21 protein-coding genes are annotated in these 23,476 nt (G+C 56.6%); 5 read left to right on the top strand and 16 right to left on the bottom strand.

All coding sequences use genetic code 11. The features are described from left to right. Positions 1-10: 10 nt before the first annotated feature. Positions 11-2,248: a DNA internalization-related competence protein ComEC/Rec2 gene (locus J1C54_RS05645; protein ID WP_229145774.1), complete on the bottom strand. Its 2,238-nt coding sequence runs from the start codon at positions 2,246-2,248 to the stop codon at positions 11-13. 86 nt (positions 2,249-2,334) lie between these two features. On the opposite strand from J1C54_RS05645, the gene J1C54_RS05640 reads away from it, so the two are divergent. Continuing rightward, complete coding sequence (locus J1C54_RS05640) at positions 2,335-2,898, top strand: DUF2062 domain-containing protein (protein ID WP_229145770.1); 564 nt, start codon at positions 2,335-2,337, stop codon at positions 2,896-2,898. On the opposite strand, the gene J1C54_RS05635 is transcribed toward J1C54_RS05640, so the two are convergent. After that, positions 2,871-3,566: an ABC transporter ATP-binding protein gene (locus J1C54_RS05635; RefSeq protein WP_229145762.1), complete on the bottom strand. Its 696-nt coding sequence runs from the start codon at positions 3,564-3,566 to the stop codon at positions 2,871-2,873. The genes J1C54_RS05640 and J1C54_RS05635 overlap by 28 nt on opposite strands. After that, on the bottom strand, positions 3,559-4,794 hold the full coding sequence (locus J1C54_RS05630) for a lipoprotein-releasing ABC transporter permease subunit (RefSeq protein ID WP_229145976.1): 1,236 nt from the start codon (positions 4,792-4,794) through the stop codon (positions 3,559-3,561). Before J1C54_RS05630 ends, J1C54_RS05635 begins: the two co-directional genes overlap by 8 nt. A 168-nt stretch (positions 4,795-4,962) precedes the next feature. Here J1C54_RS05630 and J1C54_RS05625 point away from each other — a divergent pair, with 168 nt between their 5' ends. The 3 genes from J1C54_RS05625 to J1C54_RS05615 all read left to right on the top strand — a co-directional run bounded on the left by J1C54_RS05625 (position 4,963) and on the right by J1C54_RS05615 (position 8,152). After that, complete coding sequence (locus J1C54_RS05625) at positions 4,963-6,141, top strand: hypothetical protein (protein WP_229145747.1); 1,179 nt, start codon at positions 4,963-4,965, stop codon at positions 6,139-6,141. Between the two features lie 78 nt (positions 6,142-6,219). Next, positions 6,220-7,239, top strand: a complete 1,020-nt coding sequence (locus tag J1C54_RS05620) for an agmatine/peptidylarginine deiminase (protein WP_229145742.1) — start codon at positions 6,220-6,222, stop codon at positions 7,237-7,239. A gap of 19 nt (positions 7,240-7,258) precedes the next feature. Beyond that, on the top strand, positions 7,259-8,152 hold the full coding sequence (locus tag J1C54_RS05615) for a carbon-nitrogen hydrolase (RefSeq protein WP_229145738.1): 894 nt from the start codon (positions 7,259-7,261) through the stop codon (positions 8,150-8,152). On the opposite strand, the gene J1C54_RS05610 is transcribed toward J1C54_RS05615, so the two are convergent. From J1C54_RS05610 to J1C54_RS05600, 3 genes are read right to left on the bottom strand one after another with little or no spacing between them, the layout of a single operon-like run. Then, entirely contained in the window at positions 8,149-9,360 is a 1,212-nt protein-coding gene (locus J1C54_RS05610; RefSeq protein ID WP_229145733.1) for an HlyD family efflux transporter periplasmic adaptor subunit, read from the bottom strand. The genes J1C54_RS05615 and J1C54_RS05610 overlap by 4 nt on opposite strands. Positions 9,361-9,371: 11 nt before the next feature. Beyond that, on the bottom strand, positions 9,372-11,744 hold the full coding sequence (locus J1C54_RS16705; RefSeq protein ID WP_229145729.1) for an ABC transporter permease: 2,373 nt from the start codon (positions 11,742-11,744) through the stop codon (positions 9,372-9,374). Beyond that, positions 11,741-12,448 carry an ABC transporter ATP-binding protein gene (locus J1C54_RS05600; RefSeq protein ID WP_229145728.1) on the bottom strand — a complete coding sequence of 236 codons (708 nt, stop codon included), beginning with the start codon at positions 12,446-12,448 and terminating at the stop codon, positions 11,741-11,743. The genes J1C54_RS16705 and J1C54_RS05600 overlap by 4 nt, the downstream gene beginning before the upstream one ends. Positions 12,449-12,587: 139 nt before the next feature. Here J1C54_RS05600 and J1C54_RS05595 point away from each other — a divergent pair, with 139 nt between their 5' ends. Then, on the top strand, positions 12,588-13,328 hold the full coding sequence (locus J1C54_RS05595) for a glycerophosphodiester phosphodiesterase (protein WP_229145724.1): 741 nt from the start codon (positions 12,588-12,590) through the stop codon (positions 13,326-13,328). 8 nt (positions 13,329-13,336) lie between these two features. On the opposite strand, the gene J1C54_RS05590 is transcribed toward J1C54_RS05595, so the two are convergent. The 10 genes from J1C54_RS05590 to J1C54_RS05545 all read right to left on the bottom strand — a co-directional run bounded on the left by J1C54_RS05590 (position 13,337) and on the right by J1C54_RS05545 (position 23,424). After that, complete coding sequence (locus J1C54_RS05590) at positions 13,337-14,476, bottom strand: patatin-like phospholipase family protein (RefSeq protein WP_370635614.1); 1,140 nt, start codon at positions 14,474-14,476, stop codon at positions 13,337-13,339. A 39-nt stretch (positions 14,477-14,515) separates the two neighbouring features. Next, positions 14,516-14,752: a (Na+)-NQR maturation NqrM gene (gene nqrM / locus J1C54_RS05585; RefSeq protein ID WP_229145722.1), complete on the bottom strand. Its 237-nt coding sequence runs from the start codon at positions 14,750-14,752 to the stop codon at positions 14,516-14,518. Continuing rightward, positions 14,749-15,822 (bottom strand): FAD:protein FMN transferase, encoded by a 1,074-nt coding sequence (locus tag J1C54_RS05580; RefSeq protein ID WP_229145714.1) that lies wholly within the window; start codon positions 15,820-15,822, stop codon positions 14,749-14,751. Before J1C54_RS05580 ends, nqrM begins: the two co-directional genes overlap by 4 nt. Next, entirely contained in the window at positions 15,815-17,044 is a 1,230-nt protein-coding gene (nqrF, locus tag J1C54_RS05575) for an NADH:ubiquinone reductase (Na(+)-transporting) subunit F (RefSeq protein ID WP_229145712.1), read from the bottom strand. Before nqrF ends, J1C54_RS05580 begins: the two co-directional genes overlap by 8 nt. A gap of 18 nt (positions 17,045-17,062) precedes the next feature. After that, complete coding sequence (gene nqrE / locus J1C54_RS05570) at positions 17,063-17,683, bottom strand: NADH:ubiquinone reductase (Na(+)-transporting) subunit E (protein WP_229145708.1); 621 nt, start codon at positions 17,681-17,683, stop codon at positions 17,063-17,065. A 15-nt stretch (positions 17,684-17,698) separates the two neighbouring features. Next, complete coding sequence (locus tag J1C54_RS05565) at positions 17,699-18,370, bottom strand: NADH:ubiquinone reductase (Na(+)-transporting) subunit D (protein WP_229145702.1); 672 nt, start codon at positions 18,368-18,370, stop codon at positions 17,699-17,701. Beyond that, the gene (locus J1C54_RS05560; protein WP_229145697.1) at positions 18,363-19,190 is read right to left on the bottom strand and encodes a Na(+)-translocating NADH-quinone reductase subunit C; all 828 of its coding nucleotides are present in this window, start codon (positions 19,188-19,190) and stop codon (positions 18,363-18,365) included. Before J1C54_RS05560 ends, J1C54_RS05565 begins: the two co-directional genes overlap by 8 nt. Further along, positions 19,190-20,437 (bottom strand): NADH:ubiquinone reductase (Na(+)-transporting) subunit B, encoded by a 1,248-nt coding sequence (locus J1C54_RS05555; protein ID WP_229145684.1) that lies wholly within the window; start codon positions 20,435-20,437, stop codon positions 19,190-19,192. The genes J1C54_RS05560 and J1C54_RS05555 overlap by 1 nt, the downstream gene beginning before the upstream one ends. A gap of 1 nt (position 20,438) precedes the next feature. Next, positions 20,439-21,785, bottom strand: coding sequence for a Na(+)-translocating NADH-quinone reductase subunit A (locus J1C54_RS05550; protein ID WP_229145683.1), 1,347 nt, complete (start codon positions 21,783-21,785; stop codon positions 20,439-20,441). 199 nt (positions 21,786-21,984) lie between these two features. After that, a complete protein-coding gene (locus J1C54_RS05545; RefSeq protein WP_370635613.1) occupies positions 21,985-23,424 on the bottom strand; it encodes a glyceraldehyde-3-phosphate dehydrogenase in 1,440 nt (479 codons plus the stop codon). Positions 23,425-23,476: the final 52 nt, after the last annotated feature.

The raw sequence follows: 23,476 nt of genomic DNA, 5'->3' as shown, positions 1-23,476 counted from the left end.
ATAACGGCCGCTACTCTACCACAGGCTCGCCGGCTCGCCACGGGAAAGCCGAGACTTGCCGCCAGCGCAGTGGCGATAATGTGTCCGCCCGACCGTAAATCAGCATTCCGCTGTCAGCGGTGTTAGCCAGCTCAATCTGAGCCTGTCGATAACGCTGCACAATCTCCGTTGCCGGATGGCCAAAAGCATTGGCATACCCCGCGCTAATGAAGGCATGCCTGGGCCTCACCGCCCGCAGCAGCGTATAGGATGAGCTGGAACCACTACCGTGATGCGGCACCTGCAGCACATCCGCTTGCAGATCGTCATGCTGGGCTAACCAGTATTCAACTTGGCGACCGATATCTCCGGTCAGCAACACGCTCTGATTGGTTGCGCTGACCTTAACTACACAGCTGCGATTATTGCTGTGTAGCAGCGCCATTCCGGCCGGCGGCCACAGTACTTCAACCGACACCTGATCAAACTTCCAGCGCTGCCCCCTTAAACAGGCCTGACTGCCGGGCAGGGACTGAGGCTCACCCGCAAACAGTCGGCCATCATAGCGCTGGTCGTGGAATAGCGCCGCGCCACCGGCATGGTCCTGATGGCCATGGCTGACAAAAACCAAATCCGGCTGGCGCCTCTGCCGGCGCAGCCAGGGAATCAACACACTACTGGCGGCATTACCGTCCTCCCAGCCCGGCCCCAGATCAAAAAGAAGTAGATGGTTGCGAGTAAGCAAGGCACTCATCTGCCCCTGGCCCACATCAAACACCACCAACTCAACCTCGCCCATAGCGGGACGCAGATCCTTCGGCCAGCACCATGGCAGCAGACAACCCAGTAACAGCCAGCGTGGCCCAGGTAGCGCGGGCAGCATTAGCCTGAGCAGGAATAGTGCCAGCAGCAGGCCCGCCAACCACGAAGATGGCAGCGGCAGCGACGGCCATGCCGCCATAAAGCGCAGCAGGTCCCAGCTTACACTGGCCAGCCATGCCGCCATCCCCAGCAACGCGTTACTGTCCAGCAGTGCTCCGAGCAATGCCATTGGCACCAACAAAAAGGAATAAATCGGCACTGAGATCAGATTGGCTGGCAGCGCCGAAAGACTCCAAAGTCCAAACAGTTGGCCAGCAAGCACACCGAACACCAACGTCAGGGTTAGCTGCAGGCGGACCAGCCCGCCATGCCCGGCACTGTGCACCAGCAACAGCAGCGCCACGGCGCCAAACGACAGCCAAAAGCTGCTGTCCAGCCACGCCAGCGGCGCTGGAATGGTAACCAGCAAGACCACCAGCAGCAGGTTGTCCCAGGGTGAGCGAGAGCGTCCAGCTAACAGCAACAGCATTGCCAGCACTGTCATCAGCAACGCTCGCTGAGTGGGCAGGGAAAACCCCGCCAGTGCCGCGTAGCCGACCGCCGCCAGCAATGCCGGCCACGCTGCCAGTCGCTGGGCCGTAATGCGGCCGGCGCTGCCCGCCAGAATACCGCTGATCAGCCAACGTCCCAGCCACCACACCAGACCAGCCACCAAACTGATATGCAGCCCGGAAATGGCGACAAGATGGGCAGTACCAGTGCTCTGCAGCACGCTCCAGTGATCACCGCTCAAGCCACGGCGATCACCGGCCACCAAGGCCGGCAACAGCGCCACCGCCTGAGGATAATGCTCCACTCGCCGAGCAATCCGACTGGCTATCCGCTCACGCCAAAGGTCAATTCCACCGCCTTCTTCCAGCCGCGTCAGAGCGCGAACCGTGCCGCGCGCAACAATGCCTCTCGCCAATGCGTGTCGCTCAGCATCGAAGCCGCCCTGATTGAGCTGGCCACGCACCGCCCTCAGGCGAACATGTAAATCCAGCAGCGCACCGGGCTGTACCGCCGAGGTGTCTTTGCTATACCAGACAAGTACCAGCTGATGGCTCCCGGGCCAACGCGGATCAAGCGACTGGGCCTCAACCATAAAGCGCACCTGCTCTACCGCCGGCTGGGAGCCTGAGGTAGAGGCTGAGCCGCGAGGTGCAAGTGTCAGCCGGGCGGGCAGACCCTGCACCCTAGCCTGAAATTGCATCTCTGCACCGGTTAATGCATTCGGCAATCTGGCGCCGAGGGCCCCCTCCAGTTGACTCTGGGTATATACCGCCAGCACCATCATCAAGGGAAGATAACGAATGGCACGGCGCCAGCCCGCATACCAACCGCCATACAGCCATAGCAGCGCCGCCAGAGCCCAACACCAGGCCTGACCGAAACACAGCGCAATCATTATTACCGGCAGGCACCACATCCCTGTGCACTCAGCAGCCAAACACAGGCATAATAGCGGCGCCAATGCGAGGCCAAGGTAAGCCAATGCCGAAAAGATTATTCAGGAAATATCTGCCCTCGCCGGACAAAATCCGACAGAACAGATCACTTGGCTTTCTTGGCGCACTGCTATCCGACCCGAATCTCTGGCATATAAATCGCCGCTCTTTGGCTGGCGCTGCCTTCATAGGCATTTTTTCTTCTCTGGTACCGATCCCACTTCAGATGCTGCTGGCTGCTGCACTGGCAGTGCGCTTCAAGTGCAACCTGCCGCTGTCTGTGGTTCTGGTCTGGTTTACCAACCCGCTCACCATCGTGCCGGTTTTCTATTTCACCTACCGGGTGGGGGCCTGGATTCTGGGCATGCCTGTGGCACCACCCAGTCATGTCAGCTTTGCATGGCTGATTGAGCAGATGATCCCGCTATGGTTTGGATCACTTTTATGTGGGGTAGTATTCGGCGGTCTGTCGTGGGCGGTAATCAAACTGATATGGCGCATGGCCGTAGCTCGAACCTGGAGCCTGCGCAAAGACCAGCGTCGTCGCAAGAAAGAGCGTTCAGAACAGGCCAAGGCCGCCGCTCAGGAGGATGAAAGCCGTCCCTCATGAAGGGTCAGAGTACGCTGACAACGATCCGCAAAGGCGTTGTCGTGGGTCACGATAAGAAATGCAATACCGAGCGTCTCATTCAACTCCTGCATCATCCCCTGCACTGAGGCCGCAGTGCGCTCATCCAGATTACCGGTAGGCTCATCTGCCAGCACCAGCGCCGGCGAAGTGACCAGCGCCCGGGCAATAGCGACTCGCTGGCGCTCACCACCACTGAGCATGCCTGGCTTATGACGCAATCTCTGCCCCAGCCCTACTCGCTCAAGTAGCTCTGTTGCCGTACGACTGGCCTGTGCCGGTGAGTCTCCACGGATCAGCAATGGCATGGCAGCATTTTCCAGTGCACTAAACTCAGGCAGCAGGTGATGAAACTGATAAATAAAACCGATGTGCCGATTGCGCCACTGGCAACGACGCTTTTCAGATAGCGACTGCATCACCTGACCGCATACCGCGACACTGCCATGGCTAGGTGCATCCAGTCCGCCAAGTAAATTCAGCAAAGTGGACTTACCACTGCCAGAACTGCCCACCACCGCAACACGCTCGCCGCGCTGCAAATGCAGCGTGACATCGCTGAGCACGGTTAGCTCATTATTACCCTCTCGGAATGTTTTACTCAGGCCAGCCGCATCCAGAACTCGAGTTTCAGCCATTGCATCACTCATAACGCAGCGCCTCCGCTGGAAGTACACGACTGGCCCGCCAGGATGGATACAAAGTGGCACTAAAACTGATCGCCAGAGCAATGGATACAATGGTGGTCACATCGCCCCACTGCAGCTCGGAAGGCAGATAATTGACGAAATAGGCATCAAACATCTGCGCATTAAAAGTATCTTCCAGCCATCGGGCGATGGCGCTGATATTAGTGGAAAGCAGCACGCCAAGTGCCGTTCCCGCCGCAGTGCCGGCAAAGCCGATCAAAGTACCTTGCACCATAAACACCCGCATGATCATACCGGGCGTGGCGCCCAAAGTACGCATCACGGCAATGTTGCCCCGTTTCTCGGTGACCAGCATCACCTGACTGGAAATGATATTGAAAGCCGCCACTGCAACGATAAAAGACAGCAACAGCGTCATCATGGTTTTTTCCATACGAATTGCCTGGAACAGGCTGCCATGGCTACGGGTCCAGTCGCTGCTGTGGTAGTCCGGTCCCAATTCCCGCTCAAGCTGCCAGCCAATATACGGCGCCTCGAATAAATCCTTCAGGCGCAGGCGAATGCCTTCTGCCGTACCGGGGGCTCGCGCCAAGCGAGCCGCATCATCCACATGGATATAAGCCAGCATCCCATCAACTTCCGCACGCACCCGGAAAATACCGGTAACGGTAAAACGCCGGAAGCGCGGCATCACGCCGGCCGGCGACAGGGTCGCCTCAGGCAATACCAAAGTTACCTTGTCGCCCAGAGCGGCATTCAGTCGCCGCGCCAAGCCATAGCCAATGACCACGTTGAACTCACCGGACTGAAGCGAGTCCAGATCACCGCTATCAATGAAGTCGCCAATAATAGACACCTGACGCTCCGCCTCAGGCAGTATCCCGGTGGCGATTACCCCGGCCACCTGCCCCTGATGACTTAGCATGCCCTCCATCTGCCGAAACGGCGCCGCCGCCAGCACTTCATCATGACGATTGGCCACCGCAGCCAATGACTCCCAATCCGCCACTGGCTCGCGGCCAGTCACCGAAACATGGGTGACCATGCCCAGAATCCGCGTCTGCAGCTCGCGATCGAAGCCGTTCATCACAGATAAAACGGTAATCAACACCGCCACGCCGAGCATCAAGCCCAGTGCGGAAATCAGGGTGATTACTGAGATAAAGCCATTGCGGGCTCTGGCGCCTGTGTAACGCAGGCCAACATATAGGGAGAATGGTTTCAGCATGGCGCGCATTTAAGCACTAAACCATGCCGCCTAGAAAGATGATCTGTACACTCTGATTAACTCCCATGTCTGCAACATGAGCGGGGGCACAATTTGGCAAAGTAGTTGAATAACCAGCGCTAACTTTCTAATATCACTTGAAATTGCACCTCCTGTGGGGGAATAGGAATGCGTATAACAACAACAGCCCTGCTGGCCGCGGGCCTGCTGGGCCTGACTTCCAGCCTGTTTGCCGCCGGCCAGCTGCCTGATCGCGGCATGACTCAGGATGCCGTGCGCAAGCAGTTCGGCAATCCGGCGAGCCAGGTGGCACCCGTCGGCACGCCACCCATCAGCCGGTGGGTATATGACGATTTCACCGTTTATTTCGAAGGCAAATACACCATTCATGCAGTTCAGCATGCTCAAACGCTGACTACTCCCCCTCCTGCACCGGCTCCTGTGCCTGAAGAAGCTTCGCAAACCTCGCCTCAGGCGGAAGTCACTGAGCAGCCGCCGGCGATTGAAGAAATCAACTCAACAGAGGCCCCGGCAAAGGCCGGCGCAGCGGCGGAAGCCGGCGCAGCCAAAGAAGCTGAGCCAGACAGCGCTCCTGCCGCGGCAGAAAGCACCTTCCGCTTCGACCCGGCCACCGGTCGAATCATCGAGATCGGCCCAGATGGCAAGCCCGTCCGCTCACCGGCAGCGCAGACCGTACCGGAGGCTGAGATCGAGACCGAGACTGAGGCCACGCCAGCTCCTGCTCCCGCAGCAGAGCAAGCTCCGGCTGCCGAGCCACAGCAGCCAAAGAAATCAGAGTCAAAGAAAACTGCCCCTGCAGCCATCGCACCGGCAGCGGTTGCCCCGGCCACCGCCCCTGCAAGTTCTGCCACTAGTATGCGCTTTGATCCTGCCACCGGGCGGATGATCGAGGTCGGAGCAGATGGCAAACCGGTAGCTCCGGTAGAGACCCAGCCAGCTGCTGCCACACCGGAACCAGCCACTCCAGCCGCCAAGCCAGTCAAGCCGGCTGAGCCAGCTGCACCTGCGAAGGAGGCTCCTGCCACAGAAGCACCTGCTCAGGCTCCGGCAGAGGCAGCCCGTTTCCGTTTTGACCCAGCGACCGGCCGCATTGTGATGGAAGAGCCCGCCTCTGCTGCAGAGCCAGAGGCTGCGCCCGCAGCCCAGCAAGCAGAGGAAGCGCCTGCCGAAGAGCAACCTGCACAGGAGCCGGCCAAGCCGTCAGCAGAGCAGCCGCCTGCGAAGCCCGCCAAGGAGTCCGCGGCCAAGCCAGCGGCACAACCTGAGAAGCAAAATAGCGAGAAAAAAGAAGAGCAAGGTGAGAGTGGATTCAGCCTTCAGTGGTAATATAGCTCCCACCTTCTAGCGCCCACAGAAAGCCGGATCCTGATCCGGTTTTCTTTTTTACGGAGTCACTGAACCAACATGAGCAGACTGCTGCCTGAATGGCACCCGCAATGGGGAGTCATGATTGCCTGGCCTCACCCGGATACTGACTGGGCTTACATTATGGACCGGGCAGAAGCCACCTATCAGGCACTGGCTCAAGCCATTCTGAAAAGAGAAAATCTGCTTATTTTGTGCCGTGATCAGGCCCACGAAGAACATATTCTCGAGCGGCTCGGCCAAGTGGATCGATCGCGCCTGCAGATGCGTCAACTCGACTACAACGATACCTGGGCTCGCGACTTCGGCCCGCTATCGGTAATTCGTAACGGCGACCTGTTAATCAAGGACTTTGTCTTCAACGGCTGGGGCGGCAAATTCGAAGCGGCGCTAGACAACACCACTACAGGCAAACTTGACTGGAACGCGCCGGTAGAAAGTGTGCCGCTGGTAATGGAAGGTGGCTCTCTGGAAATCAATAGCCACGGCCAGCTACTAACCACACGCTATTGTTTACTGAACCCGAACCGCAACCCGGACTTGAGTCAGGCGGATATCGAAGCGCAACTGGCCCATCATCTTGGTGTGACACAGGTCTTGTGGCTCAGTCACGGCGACCTCGAAGGCGACGATACTGACGCTCACATCGATACCCTGGCCAGATTCTGCGACGACAGCACCATTGCCTATGTGCAATGTACAGACAAAACCGATAGTCATTATGACGAGCTGGCAAAGATGGAGCTGGAGCTGCAAGCACTGGCTGCTCAATACCAGCTCAAACTGGTACCCCTGCCGATGACCCCAGCCTTGTTCGACGACGATGGCCATCGACTGCCGGCCACCTATGCAAACTTCCTGATCATAAATGGTGCCGTACTACTGCCCGTATACAACTGTGACACTGATGCGATGGCCATTAGCCAAATGAAAAAAGCCTTTCCACACCATGAAATAGTGCCGATAGACTGTCTGGCTCTGACCTGGCAGCACGGCAGCCTGCATTGTGTGACTATGCAATTGCCCCATGGCCTGCGTAAAACAACCTCAACGGATTAACAGGAAACAGGAGAGCACGATGCGGGTAGCAGTGATCCAGCAATCCAACAGCGGCGATCTCGAAGCCAATCAGCGAAAATCCGAAAAGCTGATCCGTGAAGCGGCTAGTCAGGGTGCCGAACTGGTGCTACTGCAAGAACTGCATCGCGGCCTGTATTTCTGCCAGACCGAAGACACCGATGTGTTCGATCAGGCGGAGACCATTCCTGGCCCATCCACGGAACGTTTCGGCAAACTGGCCAAGGAACTGGCCATCGTGCTGGTCACCAGCCTGTTCGAAAAGCGTGCCGCCGGGCTTTATCACAACACCTCAGTGGTCCTGGAAAAAGATGGCTCCATCGCCGGGCAGTACCGCAAGATGCACATCCCGGACGACCCTGGCTTTTACGAAAAGTTTTTCTTTACCCCGGGTGACGCAGAGCGTCTTGATGGAGAAAGTGGTTTCACTCCCATTGACACCTCAGTGGGTCGTCTGGGGATTCTGGTGTGCTGGGATCAGTGGTACCCGGAGGCTGCGCGCCTGATGGCGCTAGCCGGAGCAGAACTGCTGCTCTATCCCACCGCCATCGGCTGGGACCCGGCCGACGATGAAGACGAAAAACAGCGCCAGCTGAATGCCTGGATCACCATTCAACGGGCCCATGGTGTAGCCAATGGTCTGCCCGTTATGGTTGCCAACCGCACCGGCTTTGAAGCCTCACCCACTGGTCAAGGCGGCATCCAGTTCTGGGGCAACAGCTTTATTGCCGGCCCGCAGGGCGAGATTCTCGGTCAGACCGGAGAGGATGGCGATAAAGTGCTATTGATTGATATTGATATGGCCCGCACCGAACGAGTTCGGCGCATTTGGCCGTATCTGCGCGATCGCCGCATTGATGCCTATGGTGACCTGACCAAGCGCTTCCGACGTTAAAGCCGGCTGCGTACCCGTGCGCCATTAGTCAGACTGTTGTCAGGGTGGCGCACCACCTGCTCGCCCTCCTCCAAGCCGCTGCGCACGGCAATACGGAAGCCGTCACTGTTGCCGGTTTCAACCATACGTTCCTTGACCATATCGCCGTCGACAACAAACACATAACGCTTATCTCCACGACGAAACAGGGCTGACTCCGGCACCACCAATACATCGTCACCGCGCCACAAAATAAAATGCGCATCAACCCGGTAACCATCACCAAGCAAAGCCCACTGCTGCGCCGGCGCAGTAATATCCAGAACCACATGAACACGCTGCTCTTCAACACCCAGTGCCGACACCTTGGTAAACCCCACCGGCTCGACGGTACGGACAATCGCCATGAGCGCATCGCCACCCCAGCCAGTCAGGCGCACTTCTGTGCCGGGCTGAATACGCACCGCATCAAAACTCTGCACATCCACTTCCACTTCCAGTGCTGCCGGGTCGCCCAGTTCCAGTAATGACTGACCGGGCATTACCACACCTTCGCTCTGTCGCAGGCGCTGCAACACAGCACCGGACACTGGTGCGGTAATGTCCACCAAGTCCGTACTGGCGGCGCCACTGCTGGCAGCAGAAACCGACACACGCATGCGCGCTGCCTCTAGTTGATGACGAGCCACATCCACGCCAAAGCGGGAAGAACGCAGCGCTGCATCGGTACGGGCGGCGGCGGCCTCAGTTTGCTGAAGCACCTCTTGAGACACCAACTGCTTTTCTGCCAACTGAGCAATTCTCTTCAACTCACTGGCCGCCAGTTGCTGGTCCGCCTGTACAGCCGCCACCTGTTGCTCAGCCGCCGCCAGCGATGCTTGTGCAGCGGCCACCATGGCTTCTGCTTCAGCCCGGGAGCGCGCATCCAGCACTTCACTACGCAACGGCTCCAGTCGCGTCAGCAGCTGCCCCTGGGCCACCCGCTCACCTACTTCAAGTTCGATACGACGCACATAACCCGCCACCGGCGCGGAGACTACGAAACGGTTCTGCACACGGGTGCGGCCTTCTTCAACAATGGTGACCTCCAACGGCTGGCGTGATACCACAGCAACATCCACCCATACCGGTTGTTCGCGCAGGGTGGTCAGAACCGCAAATAGCGCTGCCAGCGCAATCAGCCCCCAAAAAACACCACGACCGAGCCAGTTTCTTTTTTTAACGCTCACCTGTGTCTCCTTTACTCGCGGGTTTTCAGAACTTCAATAAGGTCCAGTTTCGCCACTCGTCTTACCGCCACCACGCCAGACAATATGGCGGACAGTATCACCACTGTGGCAGCAAGCCCCAGTGTTTGAGCAGTGAAAATCAATGGAATCCGATACAGTTCACTTTCCATCAAATGGACCAGCAACCAAGCCAACTGCTGGCCGATTAACCAGCCAAGCGGGATGCCAGGCAGTAACAGCAGCGCCAGCTCACCCAGCAGAATATGATCCACCTCCGATGGTCGATAGCCCAGCACACGAAGACTTGCCAGCTCTCGACCTCGCTCCGCCAGGGAAATACGCACGGTGTTATAGATCACTCCGAAGGCAATCACGCCTCCCAGCAAGGCAATAAAAAATGTATAGGTCAAAAAACTGCGGCCAATGGTTTCATTAAATGCGGTCAGCATGGCCTGGCGCTCGCTGACACCGGCAATTTGCGGACGCTCCTGGAGTGCCTGCAACACGGCACTGCGCATTTGTGGATCTATTGTCAATTGCAGCTGATTAATTTCTGCACCTCTACCACGCAAACGCTGCAGCTCAGGTAGCGACATCCAGGCACCAACACCAACAAACTCCCTTGAGCCTCCTGCAACAGTCACTTCGCTCTGCTCGCCACTGCCATCGAGCCACTCCACCGTCAATGAATCACCCACACCCACCTGCAACTCTTCCAGCAAAAACTCCGTTAACAACAAGCCCTTCTCCGGTAGCGCAATGCGCTCAAGCGCAGTATCCACCCGCAGACTAAGTTGCGCATCCGGCTGTAGTCCGATCAAACCAACCCGCCAACTGCGGTGACCGGATCGCAAACGTACGGCCACTGCCAAACTACTTTCAACAGCACGGACACCATTGATACCGGCCAGCTCATAAGCCGCATTCACAGTACGCGGGTTAACAAGAGTGACTGTCATATCCTCCTGCTGCACAAGGGCGAACTGGCTGTGAACAATCAAATTAATAGCGGAAAACTGGAAGGTACCCAGCACAATAATGGCTGTAGCCATGGCTACGCCAAGCACGGACATTAAAGAGCGTAACGGCCGCCTCTCGATATTGCGCAAAATCATACGGCCAGGCTGGCTGAAACGGATCAGCAAGAACATTCTTTCAAGTCGTGCACGGCGATAAATTGGCGGCGGCTCTGGCCCCATGGCCGCCGCCGGAGACAACCGGAAAGCGCGCTGTAATGCACCGTAGGCACCGGCAACGCCAGCCAGCAAACCGATCACTGCAACCAGCAGGGTTTGCGCCATGGGCACCGAAAACAACAAAGTCGGAAAACGAAAATACTGCATATACATTTCGGTCAATGCGTGGGCCAGTGCCAGTCCACCAATCATGCCAAGCAGAATTCCCAGCAACATGATCAGGGATACCAACTTGCCAAAATGCACACTGACCTGAAGATTGCTGTAACCAAATGCCTTGAGTACGGCAATCACATCACGCTGAGTGGACACCAGGCGGCCCACTACCACATTGATAAGAAACACTGCCACGCCCATAAAGATGGCAGGAAACAGCAGCGCCATGGTACGCAGCTGCGCCAACTCCTCACTAAGAAATCGGTCAGATGAATGATCATCGCGGCCGTAGGCACCCGTACTGCCGGAGCCACGAAACAGCTCATCAAGCTGATCAATCACCATCTCCTCTGGCACGTCTGGCTGCAAAGATACCAGCACATTATTAAACGCACCTTGCATATCCATGGCCGCCGCCAGCGCTCGCTCACTCATCCACAGAACCGCATAGCGGCGATAATCCGGCAGCATGCTGCCCGGTGGAATCACATATATAAACTCGGGCGACTCGGCCACACCAACAATACGCAACGCCTGCCAGCGACCATTGATAATCGCGCTCAGGGAGTCGCCGGGCTTCAAGTTATGCGCCTCGGCAAAGCTACCTATCACAACCACTTCGTCACTGCGGCGCGAGTCCGGCATGCGTCCAGCCCGCAGGAAAAGACGATGCAAGGACGGCTCCCCTTGATCTGGCAATGACAGCACCCGGCCGCTAACCGGATCAGTAACCCCCTCCAGTTGCAATCGCAACGACGACTGCACCCGTGCTTCTGTCCGCGCCACACCATCCAGCCGCTGCACCTGAGCCAGCATATGGCGCGGCGCTCGAGTCAGGTCAACAAAGACATCCGCAAAGCCATGCTGACGATAGTAGTGACTTCTGGTTTCAGACAACGATGCGTAGTTAACCAGCGACATCACACACACAGCGATGCCACCGGCCACCACGAGTGCAATGGCCAATACCTGGCCACGTAAATGAAATAGCTCGCGCAGCAGCTTGCGATCCAGCACCGAAAGCCAGTTCACCAGCTTAGTCCTGCTGGATCAGCACGAGTTGAATTGCGATGTTCCTCACTGATGCGACCATCACTAAGAGTGATGACCCGATCCGCCATGGCGGCAATGCCGGCGTTGTGGGTAATGATTACTGTGGCCGTGCCCATCTCCTGATTAACCTTGGCCAGCGCTTGCAGCACGCGCACGCCAGTTTTCGAGTCCAGTGCACCGGTGGGCTCGTCACACAGCAGCACAGCAGGACGCTTGGCAATGGCTCGGGCGATGGCCACCCTCTGCTGCTCCCCACCGGACAGCTCAGCAGGGAAGTGATGCCCTCGGCCACCCAGATCAACCAGCCCCAGAGCATCCTCCGGGCTCATGGGGTCCGCAGAAATTTCCGTGGCCACAGCAACGTTTTCCAACGCTGTGAGGCTGGCAATCAGGTTATAAAACTGAAAAACAAAACCGACATGGTGTCGGCGGTAACGGGTCAGCTGGCGCTCGGACGCCTGACCAAGCTCAATATCGCCATACCGCACCGTGCCACTGGTGGCATTGTCCAGCCCACCGAGAATATTCAGCAAGGTAGACTTGCCGGAGCCGGAAGCCCCTAGCAACACAACCATCTCGCCCGCATATAACTGCATATCAACGCCGCGCAATGCATGCACGGCGAGGTCGCCATCGCCATAGACCTTGGTCAGTCCGTGGGCCTGAAAAACGATCTCTGCCATAGTGACTCCCTAGCCGGGTGGCTCCCTGACTGGATGGCACTATGCATTAACCACAACCAGCCGACATTGACCTCGGTCAGCGATAGACGGTAGCACAAGGCGGCGGCATACTCGCGCCACAGACCAAGGGAGAATCAGTATGCTGCCAGCCATAGTCGGCCATCGCGGCGCTCGTGGTGAGGCACCGGAAAACACCCTTCCCAGCTTTGAGCGGGCGGTGATTGCCGGCGTCACTGAAATCGAGCTGGATGTGCGCTTATCCAGAGACGATGAACTTTTTGTGTTGCATGACGCAGACCTGAAACGGACTACAGGCCACGCCGGCAACGCCCACAAACTGCCTTTGGCCAGCGCCATGGCCCATGATGCCCGTCAAGCCATCCCGGGGTGGCCCACGCCTTGCCTGGTGCCATCGCTGCAACAGGTGGTGAACAGCTGCCCAGATCACATGCGATTTCAGTTTGAAGTTAAAGCAGACGGCAAAGCACCGCTAAAGCGCACCGCCGACAGACTGGCGCGTATGATTCGTGAACAGGCTCTGGAGCAACGTGTTGTGGTGACGTCGAGCAGCTCTCGCTTTCTCTCCATGATGCGCCACGCGGCTCCGGAAATTCACCGTGGCTATGTATGCCAGTTCCGTCGCAACAAGCCGATCCAAAGCTGCATTGACCTGCAGTGCCACTGGCTGATCTGCCATCATGGACTGGTCAGCGCCAGTTTGATGGATCACGTACGTCGACATGATCTGGGCATTTCTGTATGGACGGTGAACGATCTTAAGGAAGCAGAACGACTCATCTCACTGGGGGTAACTTCGATCATCACCGATTTCCCCACCGGCTTCCTGAGCCACCTGCGCAGCCGGGTAGCACGGCTGTAATTGCCGCTTTAAAGGATGCCAAGAAAGGCCCGGATTTCCTCTTCACGTTCTTTGGCGTCACGAAACCCGAGCGACATCAAGCTGCGAGTAAACCCAGGCTCGAATAGCAGATAGCTCACCGCCGCCGCTCCCGGCGAACGAGTAGCCCCGGAACCACGCAAGAAGAATCGCAGCGTACGTGGCAATTCCTGAATATGTCCCGCAGCGATCTCATCAATTGGCTGAGAGGGATAGATCTTCAATACTTCCACTTCACGCAGACTAACGCCCTGCTTCTCTCGCTCCTTCAGCGGAATAGCAGACAAGGTCTTGTTAATGCGCTCAAGCCGCTCCACATCCCCTTCCAAAGTATCGACAAACACACTATTCAGAATGTGACCAAGCACCTGAGCCAGTGAAGGGTAGCCCGTGACTTCACGCTGATGACTGGCACTGGTGTTACCAGATACACCGATAACCATGACCCGCTCAGCGCCCAAGTGCAGGGCCGGGCTGACTGGGGCAAATTGACGCACTGCCCCATCACCAAAATATCGCCCTTCCAGAGCAATCGCAGGAAACAGAATCGGAATTGCCGCGGAAGCCAACAGATGATGCGCTGCGATACGCGTGGGCCGACCAATACGGCGGGCGCGCTGCCACCCCTCAATTCCTTCGCGTCCCTGAAAAAAAGCAATTGATTCGCCACTTCCGTAGCTGGTGGCACTAATCGATAGAGCATCCAGATCACCACGCTCCAGACTTTGCTCAATGCGCTGAAAATTGATCACCAAATCAATCAACTTATGCAGCGGCGTGCTGTCCAGCAAGGCGCTATTGACCGGAGTACTACCAGACAGCACGCCACTCAGTGCCCAGCGGAAAAGGGAGCGAACAAAAGCATAAAGGTCAGTACGATAAACCTGCTCGGCAGTGATGTTCGACCAGACCCGTTCCAGCCCCTTTACTGCCATGCGGTAATTATGCGCGTTGGCAGAGAGAGCTGCCGCATTCAAAGCGCCAGCGGAAGTACCGCAGATAATCGGAAAAGGATTGCGCGTGCCGCGCGGTACCATATCGGCGATAGCCATAAGCACACCGACCTGATAGGCGGCCCTTGCGCCACCACCGGAGAGGATTAACCCTGTTTTCTTTTTATGCAGTGACACGCTGCTCCCTGAGCCGCCAGATGCAGCCAGTGGTCAGAACTAACGTTGTTTGTTGGCGTCGTAGGCCATGGGGGCTGGCTTGCCTGAGGAGGCCTTGACCTGCTCGTCGCACTTGCTCGGCTCTCCTCCACAGATTTCGCAACCTTCCTTCATACCCAGCGCATTGAGCCCGCCACAGGAGCCCTTGATCGGCTTATTGGAAAAAATAACGCCCACTGCCATAGCAGCAATCAAGCCGCCCATTACCACGATGCTGGCAAGAATGGTTTCAATCATTGGGTCGTCTCCTGCATTGCCAAGCGGCGAAATGCCGTTGTCATTTTTTGCTCTACACCCTGATCTGCTTTGACCATAAACAGAACCGCCAGTTTCCTGTCTTCAGCCCAAATCATTCCCTCTTCTGCCCCCATTACCGTGAGGGCCGTGGCCAGTGCGTCCGCATCAGCGCAACGTTCATGCAACACCGACACCGATACTACCCTGTGCTCCGCAGGATATCCGGTACGCGGATCAAGAATATGGGAGTAGTGCCGCTCACCTTCCTCGAAGTAATTACGATAGTCCCCTGAAGTGGCAATAGCCAAATCCCTCAAGGCTACTACGTGGGCCACTTCACGCACTCCTGGCAACGGCTTCTCAACACCCACCTGCCAAAGCTCGCCGCCTGGTTTGCGGCCATGGCCTCGCAATTCCCCACCTATTTCAACCAGCATGTTGTCTATGCCCATTCCCAGCAGCAGGTCTGCCACCTTATCCACCGCATAGCCCTTGGCTACCGCGGAAAGATCAAAATACACGCCGCCCGGCTGATACAGAGCCTGATCTTCGGCGCGCATGGCAACCTTAGCCCAGCCAACACGGGCCTGCACTGCGGCCAGCTTATCCGCCTCTGGGGGGTGGTCACGCTTTGGATCCGGGCCAAAGCCCCACAGATTAACCAGAGGCCCCACCGTGGGGTCAAAGGCTCCACCGGTCTCCTGAGCCAGCTTCAATGAATAGCTGGCAACTCGCCAGAAGTCCACCGGCAGCACCTGCCATGTCCCGGCTGCAGCCCGATTGAACCGTGAAATATCAGACTCCGGCTGATAAGTGCTCATCTGCCGATTAATCGATTCAAGAAGCAGCTCAATGTCTGCGCGCAGCTGCGGCACGGTGGTATTTTCAGGCAGATCAACTACCTTCACCGACCAGGTGGTACCCATGGTGGAGCCGCTTAGCAGATGAATCTGTTGGGGCTGCCGGCAAGCACTCAGCAACAACGCCATCAGGCAAAGCGCAAACAGGGCCCGAAGGCCCTGTAAGTGGTGAGCAAAACGCTCTGCTCTGATACGAAGAGCGTTAGCCACCAAAGTCATCCAACAGGATATTTTCAGGCTCGACACCAAGATCTACCAGCATCTTGATCACCGCCGCGTTCATCATCGGCGGACCGCACATATAAAACTCGCAGTCTTCCGGTGCGGGATGGTTCTTCAGGTATTGCTCAAACAGCACGTTGTGAATAAACCCGGTCAGCCCGTCCCAGTTATCTTCCGGCTGAGGGTCGGACAGCGCCAGATGCCACTCAAAGTTCGGATTATCCTTAGCCAGCTGATCGTACTCATCCGCATAGAAGGTTTCTCGCAGCGAGCGCGCACCGTACCAGAAGCTGATCTTTCGCTTCGATCCAAGTCGCTTGAGCTGGTCGAAGATATGCGAGCGCATCGGCGCCATACCGGCACCACCACCGACAAATACCATCTCTGCCTCGGTTTTCTTGGCAAAGAACTCACCAAAGGGACCAAATACGGTGACCTTGTCGCCCGGCTTCAGATTGAACACATAGGAGCTCATCAGGCCTGGCTGGATATCGGTGCGGCCCGGAGGCGGAGTGGCAATACGGATATTGAACTTCAGCAGACCACGCTCTTCCGGATAGTTGGCCATAGAGTAGGCGCGAATCACGGTTTCCGGGTTCTTGGTTTTCAGATCGAAAAACTTGAAGCGATCCCAGTCTGCACGGTATTCCTCAGTGATATCGAAATTCTTGAAGTCGATTTCGTACGGCGGCGCTTCCAGCTGTACATAACCGCCGGCACGGAAATCAACCACCTCGCCCTCTGGTAGCTTCAGCACCAGCTCTTTGATGAAAGTAGCCACGTTATCGTTAGAGATAACCTCGCACTCCCACTTCTTCACGCCAAAGATTTCCTCAGGCACTTCGATCTTCATGTCCTGCTTTACTGCAACCTGACAAGACAAGCGCCAGCCGTCGCGGATTTCACGCTTGGTAAAGTGCCCTTCCTCAGTTGGCAGGATATCGCCACCGCCTTCCAGTACGCGGCACTTGCACTGGGCGCAGGAACCGCCGCCACCGCAAGCCGAGGACAGGAAGATGCCCTGCCCTGCCAGGGTTTGCAGCAGTTTGTCGCCGGCGGATGCAGTCAAGGCTTTAGAGGCATCCTCGTTCACTTCGATATGCACATCGCCGGTGCTCACCAGACGGGAGCGAGCGGCAAGAATAATCGCCACCAGCGCCAGAACAATGGCGGTAAACATCAGCACACTGAACGCAATTTCAAAATTCATGGTCTGTGCTCCCTCCGCTTACAGCTGGACGCCAGAAAAAGACATAAATCCCAGCGACATCAAGCCGACAGTGATAAAGGTAATACCGAGACCCTTCAGGCCATCCGGTACATCGCTGTACTTGAGCTTTTCCCGGATGCCGGCCAGCAGGGTAATGGCTAGCGCCCAGCCCACACCAGAACCGAGACCGTATACCACCGACTCACCAAAGTTGTAGTCACGCTCAACCATGAACAGTGAGCCGCCCATAATGGCGCAATTCACGGTGATCAGCGGCAGAAAGATGCCTAGCGCGTTGTAGAGAGCCGGCACATATTTATCCAGCACCATCTCCATAATCTGGACGATGGCCGCAATCACACCGATAAAGCTGAGCAGACCAAGAAAACGCAGGTCCAGCTTGGCCAGAGCCTCAATGCCGGTCCAGGATAGCGCGCCTTCGTTCAACAAATAGTGAACGATCAGGTTATTTGCCGGCACAGTAATGGTTTGCACCACCACCACAGCAATACCCAGACCAATGGCCGTTTCGATCTTCTTAGAGATCGCAATAAACGTACACATGCCCAGAAAGAATGCCAGCGCCATGTTCTCGACAAACACAGCTCGCACAAACAGGCTCAGATAATGTTCAAACATTGTTGTGCGCTCCCCTTAAAAGGCTTCACTGGTGCGGGTGTTCGGAGCCATGGCGAAGGTATCTTTCTCTACCTGACCCTTCTTCGCCGCACGAATACCCCAGATGATGAAGCCGATCAGGAAAAATGCGGACGGCGGCAACAACATCATGCCATTGGGAATGTACCAGCCACCGTCGGTGACCTTGGTCAGAATCGGTACGCCGAACAGGCTGCCAGCACCAATCAGCTCACGGGCAAAACCAAGCACCAGCAAGATGAAGCTATAACCCAGACCGTTACCTACACCATCGATAAATGAAGGAATTGGCGGGCTCTTCATAGCGAAGGCTTCGGCGCGACCCATCACGATACAGTTGGTAATGATCAGACCCACAAACACCGAAAGCTGCTTGGAAATGCTATAGGCGTAAGCGCGCAGGAACTGATCCACCACAATAACCAGCGAGGCAATAATGGTCATCTGCACGATGATCCGGATGCTCGATGGAATCTGGTTGCGAATCGTTGATACAAAGAAGTTAGAGAACGCGGTCACCAAGGTCAGCGCGATACACATGGTCACAGTAGTGTTCAGGTTGCTGGTTACGGCCAGCGCTGAACAAATACCGATGATCTGCAGGGCAATCGGATTGTTGTCGAAGATCGGCCCAAACAGCAGTTCTTTGGTTTTACCTTGCTCAGCCATTACTCACCTCCTCGTCTTCGACGGGCTCTTCAACTGGCATCTGCTCAGCGGCTGCCTGTGCATTGAGTGAATCCAGATATGGACCAAAACCGTTCTCACCCATCCAGAAACGCACCAGATTATTCACGCCATTGGTGGTCAGCGTCGCTCCAGCCAGCCCATCCACCTTGTGCTGCGCATCAGGGGCACCACTATCAACGGTGCCTTTGACAACAGCGATGGCCAGCTCACCTTCCTCATTGAACAGTGTCTTACCCGGCCAGAGACCTTTCCACTTCGGATTATCGACCTCTCCGCCAAGCCCCGGGGTTTCGGCGTGCTCATAGAAGCCCAGGCCAGCGATAGTGTTGGCATCCGGCTGTAGTGCCAGAAAGCCATACAGGGTCGACCATAGACCGTATCCATGAATCGGCAGAATAATTTTGCTCAGCTCGCCGTCTTCATCCTTGGCCAGATAGACCTCTGCCACCTTGGCCTGATTGCGGATACTGGCGATATCCACCTTGCCGTCCAGACGCACACTGGCCTCTGGATCTTTCGCAGCACGGCGTTGGTCATAGCTCTCCGGCATATCGACGTACTCACCAGACTCCAGGTCCACAAAGCGACGATCGATGCTTTCAAACGCCTGGGCTACATCCATGCCTTCGCTGTACAAGCCCGCCGCCATCAGGATATTGACCTGCTTGTCCAGCAGCTTGTTAATCTCCTGCACCGGGCGCAGCATCACAGCCGCCGTGGCAACTACCACTGCGCACACCAGACATACCAACAGTGCGACGGTGAAAGTTTTCAGAACCGAATCATTTTTCGCGGACATCAGGCGACTCCTCCGCTACGACGCATGCGGCGTTTGATATTCGCCTGCATGACAAAGTGATCGATCAATGGTGAGCACAGGTTAGCGAACAGAATCGCCAGCATGATGCCTTCCGGGAAAGCCGGATTGACTACCCGGATCATCACAGTCATGACACCGATGATGATACCGAAGACCCATTTGCCGGTATTGGTCATGGATGCCGACACCGGATCCGTTGCCATATACACCAGACCAAATGCCAGACCACCGATGGTCAGGTGCCAATACCAGGGCATGGCAAACATGGGATTCCCTTCACTGCCAATGGCATTGAAGATCGACGACATCAGCACTGTGCCAACAATCACGCTGAGCATGATGCGCCAGCTGGCGATCCGGGTAAGCAACAGAATTGCGGCGCCGATGGCGATGGCCAGCGTCGAAGTTTCCCCAATTGAACCTTGAATGCCGCCCAACGCAGTACTCATCCAGCTCAAATCCACGTTGCCGCTGGTGTACGCAATTTCAGTCAGCCCTACGCTGTAATCGATCTGCCCTGCGGCAGCCAATGACAGCGCGGTGGCTCCGGAGAAGTTATCCACCGCAGTCCATACCGCATCGCCGGACATCTGTGCCGGGTACGCGAAGTAAAGGAACGCACGGCCAACCAGCGCCGGGTTAAGGAAGTTCTTGCCCGTACCACCGAACACTTCCTTACCGATGACAACCCCGAAAGAAATGCCAAGGAATACCTGCCAAAGCGGGATCGCCGGCGGCAGAATCAAAGTGAACAAAATACCGGTAACAAAAAAACCTTCGTTAACTTCGTGACCGCGCTTCCAGGCGAACAGGCCTTCCCAGATAAAGCCGCCGACATACACCACGATCATAATCGGAATGTAATACACAGCACCGTGCAGCAGGTTAGCGAACACGTTGCCGTGATCAAAGCCCGTCAGAGCCGCGACGATGGCGGTACGCCAGCCTTCGATGGGCTGGTAGCCAAACTCTGTGATTTGCATATTGGCCTGATAACCGGTGTTGAACAGACCAAACAGCAACGCTGGCATGGCTGCAAACCATACCGTCATCATCACCCGCTTCAAGTCGATGCCGTCACGCACATGGGCAGCCGTATTCGTTACCGAAGACGGGCTGTACAACATGGTGTCGAACATCTCGTAGAAAACGTAATATTTTTCCAGCTTGCCGCCTTCGTGAAAATGCGGCGCCACCTTGTTGTCGAGATACTGTCGCAGACTCATATCAGCCCTCCAGCTCGATCCGGGTCAGGTTATCCCGCAGGATCGGACCGTATTCATACTTGCCGACGCACGCATAGGTGCACAGCGCCAGATCTTCTTCCACCAACTCCAGCGCACCAAGCTTCTGAGCCGAGTCTGTATCGCCGACAATCAATGCGCGCAGCAACTGAGTAGGCAGAATATCCAGCGGCATCACTGCTTCATAGGTGCCCACCGGCACCATGGCCCGCTCACTACCATTGGTGGTAGTCGTCATGGCGATCTTTTTGCCCGGCATCAGTTTTGACAGATAAATACCCAGCACCGAGTGACGATTGATACCCGGAGACAGGTAGCCGAACATCTGGCGATGACGGCCTTCCAGCAATACGGTGACCTGCTGCGACAGCCGTGACAAAAACGCCATCGCGCCGCGGGCGTTATGACCATTAAACACGGAGCCGGCAATAACGCGGTTGTCACCACCATTCAGCTGGCCAGCAGTCATTTCAACAGTGGATGCGCCTACTCGAGTACGTACCAGACGGGGCTCACGCACTTGCGGGCCGGCCAGAGATACCACTCGGTCAGTAAACAGCTCGCCGGAGGTGAACAACTTGCCGATGGCGATCACTTCCTGATAGCTCACCGTCCAGACAGATTTGCTGGCGCCGACCGGATCGAGGTAGTGGATATGGGTACCCGGGTTGCCGGCCGGATGCGGGCCAGCAAAAGATTCCTCACGAATCTGGCCAGCTGCAAACGACGGCAGTTTGGAAGCCGCAGCGCGACATACCCAAACGGGGCCGGCAGTCAGTTTTGACAGCACAGTCAGGCCATCGCGAAACGCATCAAGTTGCTCTGCGATAATCACATCAGGGTCAGCAGCCAGCGGGTTAGTGTCCATGGCAGTGACAAAGATGGAATTTGGCACCGAACCAGGCGCCGGCACCTTGCCGAATGGGCGGGTGCGGATTGCTGTCCACTGGCCGGACTCAATTAACTGCTGCTGCACCGCTTCACGGGACAGCCCTGCCAGTGCAGCGCGGTCGTGGGCGCCGAAGTTGACTGACTTCTCAGTCTCTGCAACCTCGATTTCCACTGACAACAGGACGCGCTTGGCGCCACGATGAATAGCCTTGATGGTACCGGCAGCCGGGGCGGTGTAATTCACGCCTTCACACTTTTTGTCAGTGAACAGCAGCTGGCCCTTTTCGACCTGGTCGCCTTCCTGAACTGCCATGGTGGGTTTCATACCGGGATAATCGGGGCCGAGAATGGCCACGGTGCGGATAGCGGCTCCGTCAGTGATGGTCTGACGCGGTGATCCGCTGATGGGAAGTTCAAGTCCCCGCCTGATTTTGATCATAGCTTCTTGCCCAATTTAATGGTTCCGGATTACGTCCGGGCCTGCGCCCGAACCGGTGAAGCAGTGCTGAAAAAGGCCCTTTTCAGGGCACTTTTCCGGAAGAACGGCTGCATTAACACCCATTTGGCCGGGTTGCAGCGGGCGACATTATAGGGACAGCCCCTCAGGGTTGCCAGCTAAACACGCCGCTGCCGGTACATCACTCCTTCGGAAAGGAGGGGTATTCCACACCCGATATCTGCTGCAGGATACGTACCACCTGACAGCTATAGCCGAACTCGTTGTCGTACCAGACATAGAGCACGCAGTGATTACCGTTGACAATAGTAGCCTCGGCATCAATCACGGAAGCGTGACGAGCACCAACAAAGTCGGTAGAAACCGCATCCGGCGACTTCACGTAGTCAATCTGGCGCTGCAACGGAGAATGCAGGGACACCCAACGCAGATAGCTATTCAGCTCTTCCAGGTCGGTTTCCTTCTCCAGCGTCAGATTAAGAATCGCCAGCGACACATTCGGCGTTGGCACACGAATAGAGTTGCCAGTCAGCTTTCCTGCCAGTGACGGCAACGCCTTGGCTGCAGCGGTGGCAGCACCGGTTTCGGTGATCACCATGTTCAGCGGTGCGGCGCGGCCGCGACGGTTGCCCTTGTGGAAGTTATCCAGCAGGTTCTGGTCATTGGTGTAGGAGTGCACCGTTTCCACATGACCGTGAACAATGCCGAACTTGTCGCTCAGTGCTTTCAGCGGCGGCACGATGGCATTAGTGGTGCAGCTGGCTGCGGAGATAATCTGGTCGTCAGCGGTGATAATGTCGTTATTCACGCCGTGAACGATGTTCTTGATATCGCCCTTACCTGGGGCGGTCAGGATCACACGGCTGATACCCGCACACTTAAGGTGCTGGGACAGGCCTTCGCTGTCACGCCACTTGCCCGTGTTGTCCACCAGAATGGCGTTTTTGATGCCGTACTGGGTGTAATCCACGGTGGTCGGATCGTTCGAGTAGATCACCTTGATGAAATTGCCGTTGGCAATGATCGCACTGTCTTCTTCATCCACCGCAATGGTACCGGCAAACGGACCATGCACCGAATCACGGCGCAGCAGGCTGGCACGCTTGGCCAGATCCCCTTTGCCTGATTCACGTACCACAATAGCCTTCAGACGAAGACCGTGGCCGGCGCCAACTTTTTCTACCAACAGGCGCGCCAGAATGCGGCCGATACGGCCAAAACCATAAAGCACCACATCAGTGGGCTCAGCCGGCGCACTACCCGCCTCTACTGCACCATTTAGTTCCTGACGGACAAACTCTTCGATACTCTGGCCGCGGTCATCTTTCTTGAAGGCCACGGCAATCTTGCCGATATCGATGCGCAGGGAATGCAGGTCCAGCTTCATCACTTCCTGCAGCACCGGGAAAGTCTCGACCACAGACAGCTCGGCGTCTTCAATCTGCTTGACGAAACGGTGCGCCTTGAGAATCTGGATAACGGACTGGTTCTGCAGCGAGCGGCTGTAAACCGTGATGGTGAGGTTCTTCTCGCGGTGCAGACGACCGATCATCGGAATCATCGTCTCAGCGATTTCCTCACGGTTTTTCCAGCGTCCGAAGTGATCTTCCAGCTTGTTCACGGGCAGCCTCTCAAGGTGGGGGGTTCGGGGCGCGCATTCTAGCTGCAAGCAC

The organism is Alcanivorax sp. 1008, from assembly GCF_020667895.1.
GTDB lineage: Bacteria > Pseudomonadota > Gammaproteobacteria > Pseudomonadales > Alcanivoracaceae > PGZG01.
Note: the sequence above shows the minus strand (reverse complement) of the source record. Positions and strands in the feature narration are given on the sequence as shown.

Coding starts and splice junctions, on each gene's coding strand:
- J1C54_RS05645 (WP_229145774.1), bottom strand. CDS start 2,248: ATGATTGCGCTGTGTTTCGGTCAGGCCTGGTGTTGGGCTCTGGCGGCG.
- J1C54_RS05640 (WP_229145770.1), top strand. CDS start 2,335: ATGCCGAAAAGATTATTCAGGAAATATCTGCCCTCGCCGGACAAAATC.
- J1C54_RS05635 (WP_229145762.1), bottom strand. CDS start 3,566: ATGAGTGATGCAATGGCTGAAACTCGAGTTCTGGATGCGGCTGGCCTG.
- J1C54_RS05630 (WP_229145976.1), bottom strand. CDS start 4,794: ATGCTGAAACCATTCTCCCTATATGTTGGCCTGCGTTACACAGGCGCC.
- J1C54_RS05625 (WP_229145747.1), top strand. CDS start 4,963: ATGCGTATAACAACAACAGCCCTGCTGGCCGCGGGCCTGCTGGGCCTG.
- J1C54_RS05620 (WP_229145742.1), top strand. CDS start 6,220: ATGAGCAGACTGCTGCCTGAATGGCACCCGCAATGGGGAGTCATGATT.
- J1C54_RS05615 (WP_229145738.1), top strand. CDS start 7,259: ATGCGGGTAGCAGTGATCCAGCAATCCAACAGCGGCGATCTCGAAGCC.
- J1C54_RS05600 (WP_229145728.1), bottom strand. CDS start 12,448: ATGGCAGAGATCGTTTTTCAGGCCCACGGACTGACCAAGGTCTATGGC.
- J1C54_RS05595 (WP_229145724.1), top strand. CDS start 12,588: ATGCTGCCAGCCATAGTCGGCCATCGCGGCGCTCGTGGTGAGGCACCG.
- nqrM (WP_229145722.1), bottom strand. CDS start 14,752: ATGATTGAAACCATTCTTGCCAGCATCGTGGTAATGGGCGGCTTGATT.
- nqrF (WP_229145712.1), bottom strand. CDS start 17,044: ATGAATTTTGAAATTGCGTTCAGTGTGCTGATGTTTACCGCCATTGTT.
- nqrE (WP_229145708.1), bottom strand. CDS start 17,683: ATGTTTGAACATTATCTGAGCCTGTTTGTGCGAGCTGTGTTTGTCGAG.
- J1C54_RS05565 (WP_229145702.1), bottom strand. CDS start 18,370: ATGGCTGAGCAAGGTAAAACCAAAGAACTGCTGTTTGGGCCGATCTTC.
- J1C54_RS05560 (WP_229145697.1), bottom strand. CDS start 19,190: ATGTCCGCGAAAAATGATTCGGTTCTGAAAACTTTCACCGTCGCACTG.
- J1C54_RS05555 (WP_229145684.1), bottom strand. CDS start 20,437: ATGAGTCTGCGACAGTATCTCGACAACAAGGTGGCGCCGCATTTTCAC.
- J1C54_RS05550 (WP_229145683.1), bottom strand. CDS start 21,785: ATGATCAAAATCAGGCGGGGACTTGAACTTCCCATCAGCGGATCACCG.